This is a genomic window from Nocardia arthritidis (assembly GCF_011801145.1).
GTDB classification, from domain to species: domain Bacteria; phylum Actinomycetota; class Actinomycetes; order Mycobacteriales; family Mycobacteriaceae; genus Nocardia; species Nocardia arthritidis_A.
Genome location: NZ_CP046172.1, coordinates 9,163,280 through 9,179,795, shown reverse-complemented (window position 1 = coordinate 9,179,795; position 16,516 = coordinate 9,163,280). Strand labels below are relative to the sequence as shown.

The following is a 16,516-nucleotide window of genomic DNA, read 5'->3' as shown; positions in this document are numbered from 1 at the left end:
CCCAGTACCGTGTTCTTGTGCGGCTAGGGGTACTCGACGTCGGAAGCAATACCGTGCACCTGCTCGTGGTGGACGCTCATCGTGGTGGCCACCCCATGCCGATGAGCTCGACGAAGGCCACGCTGCGGCTGTCGGAGAATATGGACAACCACGGCCGGATCACCGAGGCGGGTGCGCGCAGGCTGATCGATACGGTGGCCGAATTCGCCAGCATCGCCGAGACTTCCAAATGCGTCGAGCTGATGCCGTTCGCCACCTCGGCGCTGCGCGAGGCCACCAATTCCGACCAGGTGCTCAACCGGGTGCGCCGGGAAACCGGGGTGGATCTGCAGGTGCTTTCCGGGGTCGACGAGGCCCGGCTCACCTTTCTCGCGGTGCGGCGCTGGTACGGCTGGAGCGCGGGCCGCATTCTCAACCTCGACATCGGCGGCGGATCGCTGGAAATGACCAACGGCGGCGACGAGGAACCCGACGTCGCGCTCTCGCTGCAGCTCGGCGCAGGCCGGTTGACACGGGAGTGGCTGCGCGAGGATCCGCCCGGCAAACGCCGGGTCGCCGTGCTGCGCGACTGGCTCGACGCCGAACTGGTGACCCCGGCGAAACAGCTGATCGAGGTGGGTAAACCGGATCTCGCCGTCGGCACGTCCAAGACGTTCCGGTCGCTTGCCCGGTTGACCGGGGCGGCACCCTCGGGGGCGGGCGCCAGGGTGCGTCGTACACTCACCAGCTCAGGTCTGCGCCAACTGATTGCGTTCATATCGCGAATGACGGCCGCCGACCGTGCAGAATTGGAAGGCGTAAGTTCCGATCGGTCACAGCAATTGGTGGCTGGCGCATTGGTCGCGGAGGCGAGTATGCGGGCACTATCGCTGGACACCCTCGAAATTTGTCCGTGGGCGCTGCGAGAGGGACTGATCCTGCGCAAACTGGATACCGATATGAACGGCGGACCCCGGGCCAAGTGCTCCCCGGGCCCGGCGGCCGGTAGCGGCAAGCCGAGGCCCGGTGGTGACGCGGCACTATCGGGGCCGATTGGAGTTGTGCCCTCGTGACGGACGAGTCGAAACAGCTTTCGGTCGCGGAACTGTTGGCCCGCAACGGTCAGCAGGGCGCGGCGCCCTCTTCGAGCGGTGGTCGGCGCAGGCGCGGCGGCCGCGGTATCTCCGTCGCCGAACTCACCGGCGATCTGCCGGTCGTCCCGGTCGGTCGTGGCCACTCCGCGCACGCCGCACCCGAGGACGAGCCCGCCGAATCCGCGCCGGAACCATCGCCTTTCGACTACTCGCTGTCGAATTATGCTGCCTCCGAGCCGGTTTCGTACAACCCGCCGGAGCCCGCCCCCGAGCCCGCCGGCTACTCGCCGATGTCCGGGCCGATCACCATGTACGACCCGCTGCGCTCCTATGCCGCGCCGGAGCCGTACGCGCCGCCGCCGGATCCGCAGCCCGGGTACACCGCCCGGGTCATGCCCGGCCGCGAGATGCCCGAATCGCCCGCCCGCGGCCTGCCCGGCCGGGAAATGCCGGGCGCCACCGAGATTCCGCACGGCAGGTCCGGGCGGCGCGCCGATCCGCTCGCCCCGGCCGCTTATGTCGCCGATCCGGTTGGTGACCCGTACGTCGCCGATCCGCTGCCGAACGGTGTACCGCCCTCGGGCGGATCCGGCCGCAGGCATCGCCCGGACCCGGACGACGCGACCACCGAGGTGCAGCGGCTGCGCGAACTCGACGCGCCGCCCGGCCCGGCGGGCAGGCGCGGCGCGCCGAACCATGACGAGCCCAAACCCGGCAGCCGGGCCGCCCGCCGCCGCGCCAAGGAGGCGGCCGAGGAAGGGCCGTCGACCGCGGCCTGGTCGCCGACCACCGATTACGCGGCCGATCCGGAACCGCGCGGCCGCGCCGCCGGTCCGGCGAATCCCGAACCGCCGCAACCGGATACGCGAAGATCGGCCAAGCGCGGCCCCGCTGACGGCGGCCTGCCCGCCTGGTCGGCGCGAAGACATAAGCCCGCCGCACCAGACGAGCGCGCACCGGAACCCGGCGGCATTCCGACGGCCGCGTGGTCGCTGGCCAGCCAGGATCAACAGCTCATCTCCGGCCACACCGTCGCGGGCGATCTGCTGCGCGACGGCGTCGACCGGGCCGAGGCCGAACGGGCCGATCGCGACGGCCGCAATGGCAGGTCCGGCCGCGGCTTCGACCGGGCCGAATCCGGTCGGGACGGCGGCAAATCCGGCCGGGGCTTCGGTCGTGGCAAACGCGACGACGAGATAGACGACGGTCACACCGACGTCTACGCGCCGGTCGGCATGGGCAAGCGCGCCGTCGACGAGGCGGAAGACGATATCGCCGAAGCCGATTCGCGGCCCAAGCGGCTCGCCACCGCGACACGGACCTTCGCCACCGCGACCAGGACCGGTTCGCGGCGCGCGCGGTCCTCGCGCCAGTCCGAGGAGGACGCCAACCGCAGGCAGTGGATGATCCTCGGCGGTCAGAGCGCGGGCGCCGCGGTCGCGGGCATGCTGCTGTTCAAGGGTTTCGAGCGGATGTGGGAGATGCTTCCGTGGGTCGCGCTGATCCTGGCGATGGTCGTGATCCTCGGCCTGGTCGCGCTGGTCCGCATCCTGCGCCGCACCGATGACATTCTCAGCACGGTGATCGCGGTCGTCGTCGGCAGCTTCGTCACGCTGGGACCGCTGGCCTTTCTCCTCAGTACCAGCTGAGCCGGGGAGCGGGCAGTGGGCGACAACGGGATTCGGGTCGGCTTGTCGACGGCCTCGGTCTACCCGCAGAACACCGAGGCGGCCTTCCGCTACGCGGCCGAAATCGGTTACGACGGCATCGAATTGATGGTGTGGGCCGAGCCGGCCAGCCAGAGCATCTCCACCGTGCAGGCGTACGCGCACAAGTACGGGGTGCCGGTGCTCGCCATCCACGCGCCGTGCCTGCTGATCTCGCAACGGGTTTGGGGCGCCGATCCGGTGGCCAAACTCGAGCGCAGCGTGCGCACCGCGGAGGCGCTCGGCGCGGATACCGTCGTCGTGCATCCGCCGTTCCGCTGGCAGCGTCGATACGCCGACGGGTTCGCCGAGCAGGTGGCCGAGCTGGAGGAGTCGAGCCCGGTCGCGGTCGCGGTGGAGAATATGTTCCCGATGCGGGCCGACACGCTGTTCGGGCGGCGCGGCGCCTCGGTGAAGCGGCTGGAGCGCCGCGGCGGTCCCGGCTTGGCGCTCACCGCCTTCAGCCCGTCCTACGATCCGACCGATACCGGGTTCCGGCACTACACCCTGGATCTTTCGCATACCGCCACCGCGGGCGCCGACCCGCTGGCGCTGGCGGCGCGGATGGGGCACAACCTGACCCACCTGCATCTGGCCGACGGCCGCGGCGCCGCGCACGACGAACATCTGGTGCCGGGCGACGGCACCCAGCCGTGCGTCGAACTGTGCGCGATGCTGGTGCGTTCCGGATTCACCGGACACGCTGTCGCCGAGATCAATACGCAGAACGCGCGCACCACCGCGGACCGCGCCGCCATGCTGCGCCGCACGCTCACCTTCGCGCGCACCCACCTCAACGGCATGACCCCGGCGCCCGCCGCCGAGCCGACCCACGCGAACCGCGGCTGAAAGCCGCCTCTAGCCTTGGATTCCATGACGAGGATTGCGGTGATCGGCGGCGGCCGGATCGGTGAGGCGTTGCTCGCCGGATTGCTCGAATCGGGTCGGCAGGCCAAGGATCTCGTTGTCGTCGAGACGCATCCGGATCGGGCGCTGCTGCTCGCCGACCGCCTCGACATCCGGGTCACCGATGCGGTCGCCGACGCGGTGACCGGCGCCGATCTGGTGGTGATCGCCGTCAAGCCCGGCGACGTCGAATCGGTGATGACCGATCTGAGCAAGGCCGTCATCGGCGGCGAGCGCGACCAGGTGCTGGTCTCGCTGGCCGCAGGCGTGCCGATCGCGCGGCTGGAACGGCATCTGCCTGCGGGTTTCCCGGTCGTCCGGGTCATGGCGAACACTCCGATGCTGGTCGGTCAGGGCATGTCCGTGCTGGCGCCGGGACGCCACGTCAGGGCCGAGCAACTGGCCCAGGTGACCGAATTGCTCGGCGCCGTCGGCAAGGTGGCCACCGTCGCTGAGGCGCAGATGGATGCGGTGACCGCGGTGTCCGGATCGGGACCCGCCTATTTCTTCCTGGTGGTCGAGGCCATGATCGACGCATCCGTCGGACTGGGCTTGAACCGTGAGGTGGCCACACAGTTGGTGGTGCAGACGCTGGTGGGTTCGGCCGCGCTGCTCGACGACGCCGATCAGAGCGCCGTCGAGCTGCGCGCCGCGGTCACCTCACCCGCCGGCACCACGGCGGCGGCGATGCGCGAGCTGGAGCGTCACGGGGTGCGCTCGGCGTTTCTGGAGGCGCTGCACGCCGCCCGGGATCGATCGGCGGAGCTGGGCCAGGCGGGTGAGGACCGCTAGCGAATCTTACGAGCCGATTCAACCCAGTAAACGCACCGTGACCGGTCGGTTCCCAATCGTAAAACCCGATTTCTCACTCCCGTCGCAGTAATCCCACTGGCCCCGCTAAGCTTCAAGGAGCACGTGCGTGTCTGTTCCGCCGGTGGGGAAGCCGGCGGCGCGGACGTGCCGGAGGTCAATGGTGCAATGATGTCTTCGAACAAGATGTCTGCGAACAATGGTGGGTCGTCCGGCAGCGGTTCCGGCTCATCTAGCAGGGCAAGTCAACCGGTGATCGGCGGCGGAACGCAGTTCCTCACCGTCGCCGAGGTAGCGAATCTGATGCGGGTATCCAAGATGACGGTGTACCGGCTCGTGCACTCCGGCGAACTGCCGGCGGTGCGGGTCGGCCGCTCGTTCCGGGTACACGCCAAGGCGGTGCACGACTACCTGGAGACGTCCTACTTCGACGCCGGTTGAGCCGGTTCGAGTCCATCCAGGACGTCCCGGTACGATAGACCCTCGGTTCGTGTTCGCCCGCCGGCCGCACCGCTAGTCGGTGCGCCGTGGTATCCGGCGGCGCGGACATGGGGCGTGAGGCTTGCCGAACGACCGGACAGCAAACGCGCGCGAACGTATGCGCGTGCCGAGTAGAGAGAACGCGAGGAACAACCCTATGGGTTCTGTGATCAAGAAGCGCCGCAAGCGCATGTCGAAGAAGAAGCACCGCAAGCTGCTTCGCCGCACGCGTGTTCAGCGGCGCAAACTCGGCAAGTAAGCGCGCGAGAGCGGAGAGGCCCGGCACTGTACGCAGTGCCGGGCCTCTTTCATGTGACGATTCGCCCCTGCCGCGTCTAGGGGCGCAACGAACTTTCGTTTAAATCACCGGCATTGAAATTCCTTGCGGCGCAGGGTCGCAAAGCCATGTATCGAGTGATTGAAGTCATCGTTAGAAGCTGGTTAATACCCTCGAGACCGCCGATGACTACGGTTACTCTGGAACGCGAAATAATTCGGCTTTGCGGCCAGGCAGGTGGCGGTGGGATCCGAGATGCGAGGCAGCGCACCCAAAGTGGTGCTGGTGACCGGTGCCAGCCGTTTTTTCGGCGGCAACACGGTGGCGCGCCTTGCCCAGGATCCGGAGATCGAGCGGATCATCGCGGTGGACACGATGACCCCGAGCCGCGAGCTGCAGCGCCGCATGGGGCGCGCCGAGTTCATCCGGGCCGATATTCGAAATCCGTTGATCCGCAAGATAATCGGCGGTAACGCGGTGGACACCGTGGTGCACGCGGGTGTGCTGTCGCGCCCACCCGCCGGCGGTGCGCGGGCGGTGATGAAGGATCTCAACGTCCTCGGCGCCATGCAGTTGCTCGCGGTATGCCAGAAATCGCCGAACGTAGAGCGAGTTGTGGTGCGTTCGTCGTCGGCGGTGTACGGGTGCAGTGCGAAAGATCCGGCGAAATTCACCGAAGAAATGGGCGCCCGACAACCACCGAGCGGTTGGTTTGCCCGGGACATGATCGAAATCGAGGGATTCGTCCGAGGATTGGCGCGGCGTCGTCCGGATATCGCTACGACGATTCTGCGTTTCGCGCCCATTGTCGGTCCGCGGTCGGCCGCGCGGGGCGCGCAGTATTTACGTTCACCGATCACCCCGACCGTCTTCGGCCGGGACGCGCGGCTGCAACTGCTGCACGAGGAGGACGCCGTCGCGGCGCTCGCGACCGCGGCGACGGCCGGACGCGCCGGAACCTTCAATATCGCCGGTGACGGCGCGCTCGCGCTCTCGCAGGCGGTGCGCCGGGCCGGACGCATCGAGGTACCGGTCCCGTTCATTGTTTTCCGCACCGTCGGCCGCGCGCTGATGGGCCCGGTGATGCGGGATTTCAGCGGCGAGCAGCTGGACTACTTCCACTTCGGTTGTGGTCTGGACACCACCCGTATGCGCACCGAGCTCGGCTTCCAGCCGCGCTGGACGACGGTGCAGGCATTCGACGACTTCATCGGGGGCGCAGCGTTGCGGCCCGTCTTCGATCCCGCGTGGATCGATGTCGCAGAACGAAAACTGCTCGGCCTGGTCGGGGCCGATACGGGAGCACACTCATGAACGATGTAGCGAAGGTCATTCAACTCCACGACGCACAGCTGGAGGCGCGGCTGCGACCGGCGGCGCGGCGCAGGCTCGATACGGTGCCCGACGCGGATTTCCTGCCGAGCCCGGTCACCTCGCTCACCGATCGGCTGACCGCGGCGGAACCTCCCGCGCCGCAATCGCTTTCGGACCTGGTGCGCGGTGCGATCGGCAAACAGATCGGCAAGACAGCCGATTTCGCCCGGCGCAGGCTCACCGGTGACTACCAGATCGACGAATTCGGTTTCGACGAACATCTGCTGGAATCGGTGATTCTGCCCGCGCTGCGGCCGCTTTCGGATATCTGGTTCCGGGTCAAGGTGAGCGGTATCGAGAACATTCCCGAGGTCGGCGGTGCGCTGCTGGTGGCCAACCACGCGGGCACCGTGCCGCTCGACGGGTTGATGCTGCAGCTGGCCGTGCACGACCACCATCCCAAGCAGCGCGCGCTGCGGCTGCTCGCCGCCGACCTGATCTTCGAGATGCCGCTGCTCGGCATGCTCGCCCGCAAGGCGGGGCACACCCTGGCCTGCCGCCCCGACGCCGAAAGGCTCTTGCGCACAGGCGAATTGACCGGGGTATTTCCCGAGGGTTTCAAGGGCGTCGGCAAGAACTACGCGGACCGGTACAAGCTGCAGCGGTTCGGTCGCGGCGGTTTCGTCGCCGCGGCGGTGCGCACCGGGGTGCCGATCATCCCGTGCTCGATCGTCGGATCCGAGGAGATCTACCCGAAGCTGACCGATATCAAGCCGCTGGCCCGGCTGCTCGGGCTGCCGTACTTCCCGGTGACGCCGCTGTTCCCGCACCTGGGGCCGCTCGGTGCGCTGCCGCTGCCGTCGAAGTGGTACATCGAATTCGGAACCCCCATCCCGACAACGGGTTACGAGCCGGAGGCGGCCGACGACCCGATGACCATGTTCGAGGTCACCGATCAGGTTCGGGAGACCATCCAGCAGACCCTGTACAAGCTGCTGAACAAGCGCCGGAACCCGTTCACCGGCTGAATTTTCGCCTCAGTGCTCGCGGCGGCGGGTGATCACGGCGGCCACCGCGCCGCCCGCCGCGCCCAAAGCGAGCGCCGTCGGCACGCCGACCTTTGCCGCCTTGCGGCCGGTGCGGAAGTCGCGGATCTCCCAGCCGCGGTTCTTGGCCACCTCGCGCAGATCCGAATCCGGATTGATCGCCACCGCGGTGCCGACCAGTGACAGCATCGGTACGTCGTTGTGGCTGTCGGAGTACGCGGTGCACCGCTTGAGGTTCAGTCCCTCGCGAATCGCCAAGGTGCGCACCGCATGTGCCTTGCCGAGGCCGTGCAGGATATCGCCGACCAGGCGGCCGGTGAACTTCCCGTCTACGCTTTCGGCCACCGTGCCGAGCGCGCCGGTGAGGCCGAGCCGCTTGGCGATCACCTGCGCCAGCTCCACCGGCGTCGCGGTGACCAACCACACCTGCTGTCCGGCGTCGAGATGCATCTGCGCGAGCGCGCGGGTACCCGGCCAGATCTTGTCGGCGATGATCTCGTCGTAGATCTCCTCGCCGAGCGCGGCCAATTCGGCGGTGGAGCGGCCGGCGATGAAGGCCAGCGCCTTCTCCTTACCGCTGGCCATATCGGTGCTGTTCTCCTTGCCGGTGACCCGGAATTTCACCTGCTTCCACGCGATGTCGACCAGGTCGGAGGTCTTGAAGTATTTGCGCGCGGCCAGCCCGCGGGCGAAGTGCACGATGGACGCACCCTGCACCATCGTGTTGTCGACATCGAAGAATGCGGCGGCGGTCAGATCGCGCGGGGCCTCCGGACCGGCGGGTTCGGCATCGGCGGCGGCCAATTCGGCGTCGTGCAGCGCGAGCGCCGCATCGGCGCTGGCCTCGCCCGCCAGGTTGGCGCGCACCTCCTCCTCGCTCGGACCGAACGGGCTGCGCGAGATGCGCGCCAGCTGATCCTGCAGGTTCTGGCCGAGTGGCCCGAAATTCCAGCGCACCGGAAACTCGCCGAATCGTCCCGCGATGAATCCGGCCCTCTCCACCTTCGATCGTTCCGGCACCAGTACCTCCGCCCGTCGCGCGAACCACGTCCACATTAACCGGATTCGATGACACCTATACCCGGTCCGCGTGGACCAACCGGTATGTGGCGAGGGGATTTAATGTCCGTCATGACCAATGCCACACATTCGGTGACCCTGCTGACCCGCGCGGGCTGCGGCCTGTGCGCCGTCGCACTGGATCAACTGCGGATGATCTGCGCGGATTTCGGGATCGAGCCGGAAACCGTCGACGTCGACGTGGCGGCCGCCACCGATCCGGCGCTGCGCGCGGAGTTCGGCGACAGGTTGCCCGTGGTGTTGCTGAACGGTCGTGAGCACAGCTATTTCGACGTTGACGAGCCCCGATTGCGCGCGGATCTCAGTCGCTGACCCAAACAGGGTCGTGTCGCTTTGCCCAACACGGCGGGTCGCGGCGGAAAATGAGGCGCAATTCACCGACTTTGTGCAGGGCTTCACAAGCAGTTACGGTGGTGGCACGCGACCCGCAGCGCCGAGGCGCGAACCCACCCCTGAAATCCGACACATCGACCGTGGCACCGGACCGTTTTCCGGCCGCAGGTCGACAGACGACCCGGACCGCGCACGGGCCGGACGAGGAGCCGACGACGTGACAGAGCAGCATGAGGCGCCAGGCGGCGTCTCCAGGGCTCTGCAGAAGGACATCCCGCAGGCCACGGTGGCGCGGTTGGCCACCTATCTCCGGGTCCTCGCCATGTTGGCCGACGACGGTGTTGCCATCGTATCGAGTGAGGAACTGGCTGTCGCGGCGGGTGTCAATTCGGCGAAGTTGCGCAAGGATCTGTCCTTCCTCGGACCCAACGGCGTGCGCGGTGTCGGCTACGACGTCGTCAAGCTGCACACCAGGATCGAGGATGTGCTCGGGCTCTCGCAGGGGCACCGGGTGGTGCTGGTCGGCGCCGGGAATCTGGGGCGCGCGCTGGTGGGCTACGGCGGGTTCCCGCGGCGCGGGTTCACCGTCGTCGGCATATTCGACAGCGATCCCGCGGTGATCGGGCTGGAGGTGGCCGGGCTGACCGTCGGCGATGTCGTCGATCTGGACGCCGCCGTCGCCGCGCTCGCACCGACCATCGCCGTCATCACCGTGCCCGACGACGCGGCCCAGGACGTCTGCGACCGGTTGGTCGCCGCCGGGCTGCAATCCATTCTGAGCTTCGCGCCGTGCGAGCTGAGCGTGCCGGGCACCGTCGAGGTGCGGCGCGTCGATCTGGCGGCGGAACTGCAGATGCTCTCGTTCGAGACCGCCCGCAATGTCGCGGAGACCACCGCGGCGGCCGAACTGCCCGAGGTGACACCCGCGATCCCGGGCCGGATCACCCTCCCCGGCGTAACGGCCGACGGTAGACATCGGGGGATGGCTGGACACGCCGCGAACGGGCATCCGGCACTCAAGCATTCGACGACCCAGCATGCGACGGCGAAGCACGCCGCAGCCTCCCATTCGGCAACGGAGCCTTCCAGCAAGGGATCGGTGGTTTAGGGCATGAGTGTTCTGCTAGTCGGGATTTCGCATCGGAGCGCACCCGTCGCGGTACTGGAGAAGGTCGCGATCACCGATGCCGACCGGCCGAAGCTGATCGACCGCATGCTGGCCTCCAGTCATGTCTCGGAGGCGATGATCGTCTCCACCTGCAACCGCGTCGAGGTGTACGCGGTGGTGGACGCCTTCCACGGCGGCCTGGCCGAGGTCGGCGAGCTGCTGACCAAACACTCCGGACTGCCGCTGCCCGATCTGACCAAGCACGCGTACGTCCGCTACAGCGAGGCCGCGGCCGAGCACCTGTTCGCGGTGGCGAGCGGGCTGGATTCGATGGTGGTCGGCGAGCAGCAGGTGCTCAGCCAGATCCGCGGCGCGTACGCCGCCGCCGACGCGCAGCAGGCCGTCGGGCGCACCATGCACGAGCTGGCCCAGCAGGCGCTGCGGGTCGGCAAGCGGGTGCATTCGGAGACCGGGATCGACCGGGCGGGCGCCTCGGTGGTCTCGGTGGCGCTGGAGCGGGCACAGCAGCTGCTCGGCGACCTGACCGGCAAGACCGCCGTGGTCGTCGGCGCGGGCGCGATGGGCGGCCTTGCGGTAGCGCATCTTTCGCGTGCGGGCGTGGACCGGATCACCGTGGTGAACCGCACCATCGAGCGGGCCCACCGGCTGGCGGAAACCGCGCTTGCGCACGGGGTGCGCGCCGCCGTCGGGTTCGAGCTCTCCCGGCTGGCCGAGGCGCTGGCCACCGCCGACGTGGTGCTCACCTGTACCGGCGCGGTCGGCACCGTGATCACCCTCGCCGATGTGCACCGGGCGCTGACCGATCAGAACCGAAGTGCGACAAGGCCGCTCGTGCTCTGCGACCTCGGGCTGCCGCGCGATGTCGAGCACGCGGTGGCCGGACTGCCCGGCGTCACCGTGATCGATATCGAGACGCTGCAGCGCGATCCGGCCGCGGGCGCGGCCGCCGCCGATACCGCGGCGGCCCGCGCGATCGTCGCCGAGGAACTCGCGAAATATCTTGCCGGACAACGGATGGCGGAGGTCACCCCGACCGTCGCCGCGCTGCGTCAGCGCGCCGCCGAGGTGGTCGAGGCCGAACTGCTGCGGCTGGATTCGCGGCTGCCCGGCCTGGCCGATCCGGAGCGCGACGAGGTGGCGCGCACCGTGCGCCGGGTGGTTGACAAGCTGCTGCACGCGCCGACGGTGCGGGTCAAGCAGCTGGCGTCCACCCCGGGCGGGGACAGCTACGCCGAGGCGTTGCGCGAGTTGTTCGAGCTGAAACCCGGTGCGGCACAAGCGGTTGCCGCGCCGATGGAGATCAGCTCGATCGGCGAGCTCGCCGACGATTTCACCGCGGGACATCAAGCGGGCGGACAGGAGCGGCAGGCATGACGATGGTGCGGGAGGAGCAGGACGTGACGACCGCGGGCACCCGCGCGCCGTGGCGGATCGGCACCCGCGGCAGCCTGCTCGCGCTCACCCAGGCGGGCACGGTCCGCGACGCGCTGATCGCCGCCGGGCATCCGGCCGAGCTGGTCGTCGTCAAAACCGCGGGCGACCTGTCGAGCGAGCCGGTGGAGCAGATCGGCGTCGGCGTGTTCACCTCGGCGCTGCGTGACGAATTGGCCGCCGGCGCAATCGATATCGCGGTGCACTCGTACAAGGATCTACCCACCGCACAGGATCCGCGCTTCACCATTGCCGCGATCCCGCCACGCGAGGATCCGCGCGACGCCCTGGTGGCGCGCGACGGTCTGGTGCTCGGCGAACTGCCGCCCGGCTCGCGGATCGGCACCTCGGCGCCGCGCCGGGCCGCGCAGCTGCGTGCGCTCGGGCTCGGCCTGGAGATCGTTCCATTGCGCGGCAATCTGGATACCAGGCTGCGCAAGGTCGCCGATGGCGAACTCGACGCGGTGGTCGTGGCAAGAGCCGGCCTCGCCCGGATCGACCGCACCGACGCGGTCACCGAGGCGCTGGAGCCGGTGCAGATGCTGCCCGCCCCGTCGCAGGGCGCGCTGGCGATCGAATGCCGCAGCGACGACACCGAATTGGTGACCGCGCTGAGCCGCTTCGACGATGCCGCGACCCGGGCCGCTGTACTGGCCGAGCGGGCACTGCTCGCCGAGCTGGAGGCCGGCTGCACCGCGCCGATCGGCGCACTGGCCGAGGTGGTCGAGTCGCTGGATGACGACGGCCGCATCGTCGACGAGCTCTCGCTACGCGCGTGCGCCGCCGCCGTCGACGGATCCGAGGTGCTGCGCGCCTCCGTGGTCGGCGCGCCGGAACGGGCCGCCGAGCTCGGTCGGGCGCTGGCCAGAGAGCTGCTCGAGCTGGGTGCCCGCGAGCTGCTCGGCACACCGGAGCCGAATGGCTCGACCCAGGCGGTGAATCCGCCCGCAGACTTTGCCAACCCCAGTCCAATGGAGAACCTCGAATGAGTCGAGCCACCAAAAAGCATCCCGGTCGGATCCTCTTCGTCGGGTCGGGTCCCGGCGATCCGGCACTGCTGACAGTGCACGCCCGCGAGGTGCTCGGCCGCGCGACACTGGCATTCACCGACCCGGATGTCGACAAGGGTGTGCTGGCCCTGATCGGCACCGCGGTTGAGGAGGACCCCGACGGCACCCGCCCGGTCGATGTGCGACCGGCGCTCGGTGAACCCGCCGAGGTGGCCAAGACGCTGGTCGCCGAGGCGCGCAACGGCCACGATGTGGTGCGCGTCGTCGCGGGCGATCCGCTGACGGCCGATTCGGTGATCGCCGAGGTCAACGCCGTCACCCGGTCGCATGTGGTCTTCGAGGTGCTGCCGGGGCTGCCCACCGGATCCGCGGTGCCGAGCTACGCGGGTATCGCGCTCGGCTCCGGGCACACCGAGGCCGATGTGCGCGGCGAGGTCGACTGGGCCGCGCTGGCCGCGGCCCCCGGCCCGCTCGTGCTGCACGCCACCTCGGGCCATCTGGCCGAGACCGCGAGCGCCCTGGTGGAACACGGGATGGCGCCGCAGACGCCGGTCGCGGTGACCGTGCGCGGCACCACCCGCCAGCAGCGCACCATCGAGGCCACCCTGGCCACGCTGAACAGCGCCGCATCCGAACTGGTCGGCCCGCTGGTGGTGACCATCGGCAAGGTGGTCGCCGCGCGGTCGAAGATGTCGTGGTGGGAGTCGCGCGCGCTGTACGGCTGGACCGTGCTGGTGCCGCGCACCAAGGATCAGGCCGCCGAGATGAGCGAGCGGCTGGTCACCCACGGCGCCATCCCGATGGAGGTGCCGACCATCGCGGTGGAGCCGCCGCGCAGCCCGGCGCAGATGGAGCGCGCGGTCAAGGGTCTGGTCGACGGCCGGTACCAGTGGGTGGTGTTCACCTCCACCAACGCGGTGCGCGCGGTGTGGGAGAAGTTCGCCGAATTCGGTTTGGACGCAAGGGCGTTCTCCGGTGTGAAGATCGCCTGCGTCGGCGAGGCCACCGCCGACAAGGTGCGCTCGTTCGGCATCAATCCGGAGCTGGTGCCCAGCGGCGAACAGTCCTCAGAGGGCCTGCTCGCCGACTTCCCGCCCTACGACGACGTTTTCGACCCGGTGAACCGGGTTCTGTTGCCGCGCGCCGATATCGCCACCGAGACGCTGGCCGAGGGGCTGCGCGATCGCGGCTGGGAAATCGACGACGTCACCGCGTACCGGACGGTGCGTGCATCCCCGCCGCCCGCCGAGACCCGCGAGATGATCAAGACCGGCGGTTTCGACGCGGTCCTGTTCACCTCGTCCTCCACGGTCCGCAACCTGGTCGGCATCGCGGGTAAGCCGCACGCGCGCACCATCGTCGCCTGCATCGGCCCGAAAACCGCCGAGACGGCAATCGAATTCGGGTTGCGGGTGGATGTGCAGCCGGAGGTCGCGCAGGTCGGTCCGCTGGTCGAGGCGCTGGCCGAGCATGCGGCCAGGTTGCGCGCCGAGGGTCTGCTGCCGCCGCCGCGCAAGAAGAGCCGCCGCAGCCGGTAGGCTGTCCCGCCTCTCCGTGTCTTCAGGCCAGACTCGGGTGCCGTGAGACGAGCGTTGGCGGCCGCCGGTTCGCCTCGTGGCTGAGTTAGCCGGTACCCGGCGAGTTACCCATGTGCATGCGAAATCAGTTGTCCGGCTTCACAAGTCGGACAACTGATTTCGCTCTGCTTGTGGTTCACCGCCGGGTGCGCATCATGTCGCGGACCAGGCGGCAGGTGGTGTTGGACGGTGGCCGGATGCCGACCAATTCCGCGGTGCGCCTGATCTTTTCGTTATCCGCCTGACTTGCCCGGTAGACCCCCGAATCGAGCAGCGCGATCGCCAGGCGCATCGCCTTCAGTCGCCGGTTGTGAGTGACGTACCACGACCGCGGCCGCCCGGCGGGCAGCGGCTTCTTCTCCAACGGAACATAGGGCCGGTCGATGACAACCGTCTTCGGCTTGGGCACGAGTGTCCTCCCATCGAGCAGGTGTCCGAACCCCCTCGAACACGTCTTCGATTGTACTCGGCGGCACCGACAAAAACCGCTGCGTACGAAGGGTTTCCGGACCGCGGCGGCTCAGAGATCGTGCAGCAGTTGCATGGCCTGCGGATGGCCGAGGGAGGCGGCGCGCTCCAGCCAGTCCTGCGCCTCCTGATGCGGGGACATCGCGCCGGTGATGATGCCGGCGACGGTGCGCAGGGTATCCGGGTCGTCGAGGGTGCCCGGCACCTGAATGTGGCGCTCCCGCAGGAAAAGTGCGAGATGGAACATCGAATCCGGATCGCCTGCCTCGGCGCCGCGCCGCAACCAGTCCTCGCCCGCCGTCGCATCGCCGTGGTCCAGGTGGATCGAGCCGAGGATGGCCATGGCGTCGATGCGGCCGCGGCGCACCGCCTCGGTGAGCAGTGCGACAGCCCGGCCCAGTTCGCCGCGGCGGGCCAGATGGAGCCCCAAACTTCGCATGGCCGTTGGGTTTCCGTTGCCGGCCGCGCGCTCGTACCACTCCTCGGACGCGGTGTCGTCGCCCCGCCGGTTCGCGATGACGCCCATATTGCACAGCGCCTCCGGCACGCCCGCCTCGGCGGCGGGCCGGAACCAGCGTTCGGCCTCGTCCAGATTGCCGCGCTCGAGATGCAGCAGCCCGAGCTGCTGATCGGCACCGGGACAGCCGGCCCCGACCGCCGACTCCAACCAGCCGATGGCCTCGCCGATCCGGCCGTCGGTGCCGGTGAGCAGGCCCAGATTCGCCATGGCGGTGCCGCTGCCGAGGTCGGCGGCGCGGCGGAACCAGTGTTCGGCGCCGGTCAGATCGTCGCGATCCCACAGCATGTGCCCGAGCTGTTCCATGGCGCGCGGGTCGCCGTCGGCGGCCAACCCGCGCAGCGCGTTCAGCTTTCGCTCGTTGGCGATGCCCGTCGGATCTGGTGGATCACTGAACATGAGCGGCGGTCCTGAAGGTAGCGGTTTCAGTGCTGGGACTGGTGGTCGCACAGTTGTCGCCGGGTCGGTCGATGCGCACGCGTCCCCTCCCCGTCATCCATGATCGGCCCGCGCGGGCGCGCTGTCATGACCCCAGTTACCCGGACGGATATCCGATGGTGTGGTGATAGCCCTGATCACGGGCGTAAGCGGCGAGCTGGGCGTCGAAACTGCCGATGCTGCCGAGCAGCCAGACATGTCCGGTGTCCTTGACGACGACGATGGGCCCGCCGCTGTCGGCCGCCAGGCGCGGCGGTCTGCCCGCCTCGTACCAGGACGTGGTCGACCACGGAAATATGAAGGCCCACCCGACGTCGAAGACGTGATCGGGCGGGCCGAGCTGGAACGGGTCGTCGGGTTCGGCGAGCGCCGCACCGTGCTGGGTCAGCAGATGCCTTGCGCTGTTGCGCGCCACCCGCACATCCAGCGGGCCGACCGTTGTGCTCGGGAACGGCACGTTCTCGTCCGGTGTGCCGAGCAGCCTGCGGCCCGCGGCCCATGACACCTCGCACGGTCTGCTCTCCAGCCGGATGAAAACGGTGTGCGCGGTATCGGAGAACCGCACGCGCACCACCGCGTCCTCGGTACCGCCGACCAGATGCCTGCCCTGCGACTGCCGCCACTCGTGCTCGTCCGGTGTCATACCCAAGCGATCGAATGCGTTGCGCGCCACCGGCATGAGTTCCGGACCGGCGAGTTTGCGCGCGATGAAGCCGACCCGGAATTCGCGCCCGCTGCCGTCGATGGCGCGCCAGGCGCGCAGTGCCGTCGCGGGCGGGGCCAGGCCGCCGGTGAGCAGCGGCCACCATTGCGCGAGGGCCACCGCGGCCCATGACTCGAAATCGGCGGCACGGGCCAGCGAGGCGTCGGTCTGCGGATCGGTCATTGCCTGCGGCCCCCCGGAAGTTGCCCTGCGAGTGA

At 69.0% G+C, this 16,516-nt stretch carries 17 protein-coding genes; 13 read left to right on the top strand and 4 right to left on the bottom strand.

Annotated features, from left to right (window positions below; translation table 11 throughout):
* Window positions 1-17: 17 nt before the first annotated feature.
* The 8 genes from F5544_RS41680 to F5544_RS41645 all read left to right on the top strand — a co-directional run bounded on the left by F5544_RS41680 (window position 18) and on the right by F5544_RS41645 (window position 7,594).
* Window positions 18-1,052, top strand: coding sequence for a Ppx/GppA phosphatase family protein (locus F5544_RS41680; RefSeq protein ID WP_167478221.1), 1,035 nt, complete (start codon window positions 18-20; stop codon window positions 1,050-1,052).
* Window positions 1,049-2,722 (top strand): hypothetical protein, encoded by a 1,674-nt coding sequence (locus tag F5544_RS41675; protein ID WP_167471250.1) that lies wholly within the window; start codon window positions 1,049-1,051, stop codon window positions 2,720-2,722. The genes F5544_RS41680 and F5544_RS41675 overlap by 4 nt, the downstream gene beginning before the upstream one ends.
* Before the next feature lie 15 nt (window positions 2,723-2,737).
* Complete coding sequence (locus F5544_RS41670) at window positions 2,738-3,628, top strand: sugar phosphate isomerase/epimerase family protein (RefSeq protein WP_167478220.1); 891 nt, start codon at window positions 2,738-2,740, stop codon at window positions 3,626-3,628.
* 24 nt (window positions 3,629-3,652) lie between these two features.
* Window positions 3,653-4,477, top strand: a complete 825-nt coding sequence (gene proC, locus F5544_RS41665) for a pyrroline-5-carboxylate reductase (RefSeq protein ID WP_167478219.1) — start codon at window positions 3,653-3,655, stop codon at window positions 4,475-4,477.
* Between the two features lie 204 nt (window positions 4,478-4,681).
* Entirely contained in the window at window positions 4,682-4,936 is a 255-nt protein-coding gene (locus F5544_RS41660; RefSeq protein ID WP_225731612.1) for a helix-turn-helix domain-containing protein, read from the top strand.
* A gap of 196 nt (window positions 4,937-5,132) precedes the next feature.
* Complete coding sequence (locus F5544_RS41655) at window positions 5,133-5,234, top strand: 30S ribosomal protein bS22 (protein ID WP_003402602.1); 102 nt, start codon at window positions 5,133-5,135, stop codon at window positions 5,232-5,234.
* Window positions 5,235-5,507: 273 nt separating this feature from the next.
* Window positions 5,508-6,566 (top strand): NAD-dependent epimerase/dehydratase family protein, encoded by a 1,059-nt coding sequence (locus F5544_RS41650; RefSeq protein WP_174867513.1) that lies wholly within the window; start codon window positions 5,508-5,510, stop codon window positions 6,564-6,566.
* Window positions 6,563-7,594, top strand: a complete 1,032-nt coding sequence (locus tag F5544_RS41645) for a lysophospholipid acyltransferase family protein (protein ID WP_167478218.1) — start codon at window positions 6,563-6,565, stop codon at window positions 7,592-7,594. The genes F5544_RS41650 and F5544_RS41645 overlap by 4 nt, the downstream gene beginning before the upstream one ends.
* Before the next feature lie 9 nt (window positions 7,595-7,603).
* On the opposite strand, the gene F5544_RS41640 is transcribed toward F5544_RS41645, so the two are convergent.
* The gene (locus F5544_RS41640) at window positions 7,604-8,632 is read right to left on the bottom strand and encodes an HAD family hydrolase (protein WP_428847101.1); all 1,029 of its coding nucleotides are present in this window, start codon (window positions 8,630-8,632) and stop codon (window positions 7,604-7,606) included.
* 111 nt (window positions 8,633-8,743) lie between these two features.
* Here F5544_RS41640 and F5544_RS41635 point away from each other — a divergent pair, with 111 nt between their 5' ends.
* The 5 genes from F5544_RS41635 (at window position 8,744) to F5544_RS41615 (ending at window position 14,133) form a co-directional block, all read left to right on the top strand.
* Window positions 8,744-9,004: a glutaredoxin family protein gene (locus F5544_RS41635; protein ID WP_167478217.1), complete on the top strand. Its 261-nt coding sequence runs from the start codon at window positions 8,744-8,746 to the stop codon at window positions 9,002-9,004.
* A gap of 238 nt (window positions 9,005-9,242) precedes the next feature.
* Window positions 9,243-10,133 (top strand): redox-sensing transcriptional repressor Rex, encoded by an 891-nt coding sequence (locus F5544_RS41630; RefSeq protein WP_167478216.1) that lies wholly within the window; start codon window positions 9,243-9,245, stop codon window positions 10,131-10,133.
* A 3-nt stretch (window positions 10,134-10,136) separates the two neighbouring features.
* The gene (locus F5544_RS41625; RefSeq protein WP_167478215.1) at window positions 10,137-11,528 is read left to right on the top strand and encodes a glutamyl-tRNA reductase; all 1,392 of its coding nucleotides are present in this window, start codon (window positions 10,137-10,139) and stop codon (window positions 11,526-11,528) included.
* Window positions 11,525-12,574, top strand: coding sequence for a hydroxymethylbilane synthase (gene hemC / locus F5544_RS41620; protein WP_167478214.1), 1,050 nt, complete (start codon window positions 11,525-11,527; stop codon window positions 12,572-12,574). The genes F5544_RS41625 and hemC overlap by 4 nt, the downstream gene beginning before the upstream one ends.
* Window positions 12,571-14,133 carry a uroporphyrinogen-III synthase gene (locus F5544_RS41615; protein ID WP_167478213.1) on the top strand — a complete coding sequence of 521 codons (1,563 nt, stop codon included), beginning with the start codon at window positions 12,571-12,573 and terminating at the stop codon, window positions 14,131-14,133. Before hemC ends, F5544_RS41615 begins: the two co-directional genes overlap by 4 nt.
* 175 nt (window positions 14,134-14,308) lie before the next feature.
* Here F5544_RS41615 and F5544_RS41610 read toward each other — a convergent pair whose 3' ends face one another.
* From F5544_RS41610 to F5544_RS41600, 3 genes are all read right to left on the bottom strand, one after another.
* The gene (locus tag F5544_RS41610; protein ID WP_174867511.1) at window positions 14,309-14,581 is read right to left on the bottom strand and encodes a hypothetical protein; all 273 of its coding nucleotides are present in this window, start codon (window positions 14,579-14,581) and stop codon (window positions 14,309-14,311) included.
* 111 nt (window positions 14,582-14,692) lie between these two features.
* The gene (locus F5544_RS41605; RefSeq protein ID WP_167478212.1) at window positions 14,693-15,556 is read right to left on the bottom strand and encodes a tetratricopeptide repeat protein; all 864 of its coding nucleotides are present in this window, start codon (window positions 15,554-15,556) and stop codon (window positions 14,693-14,695) included.
* A gap of 136 nt (window positions 15,557-15,692) precedes the next feature.
* The gene (locus F5544_RS41600) at window positions 15,693-16,481 is read right to left on the bottom strand and encodes a hypothetical protein (RefSeq protein ID WP_167478211.1); all 789 of its coding nucleotides are present in this window, start codon (window positions 16,479-16,481) and stop codon (window positions 15,693-15,695) included.
* Window positions 16,482-16,516: the final 35 nt, after the last annotated feature.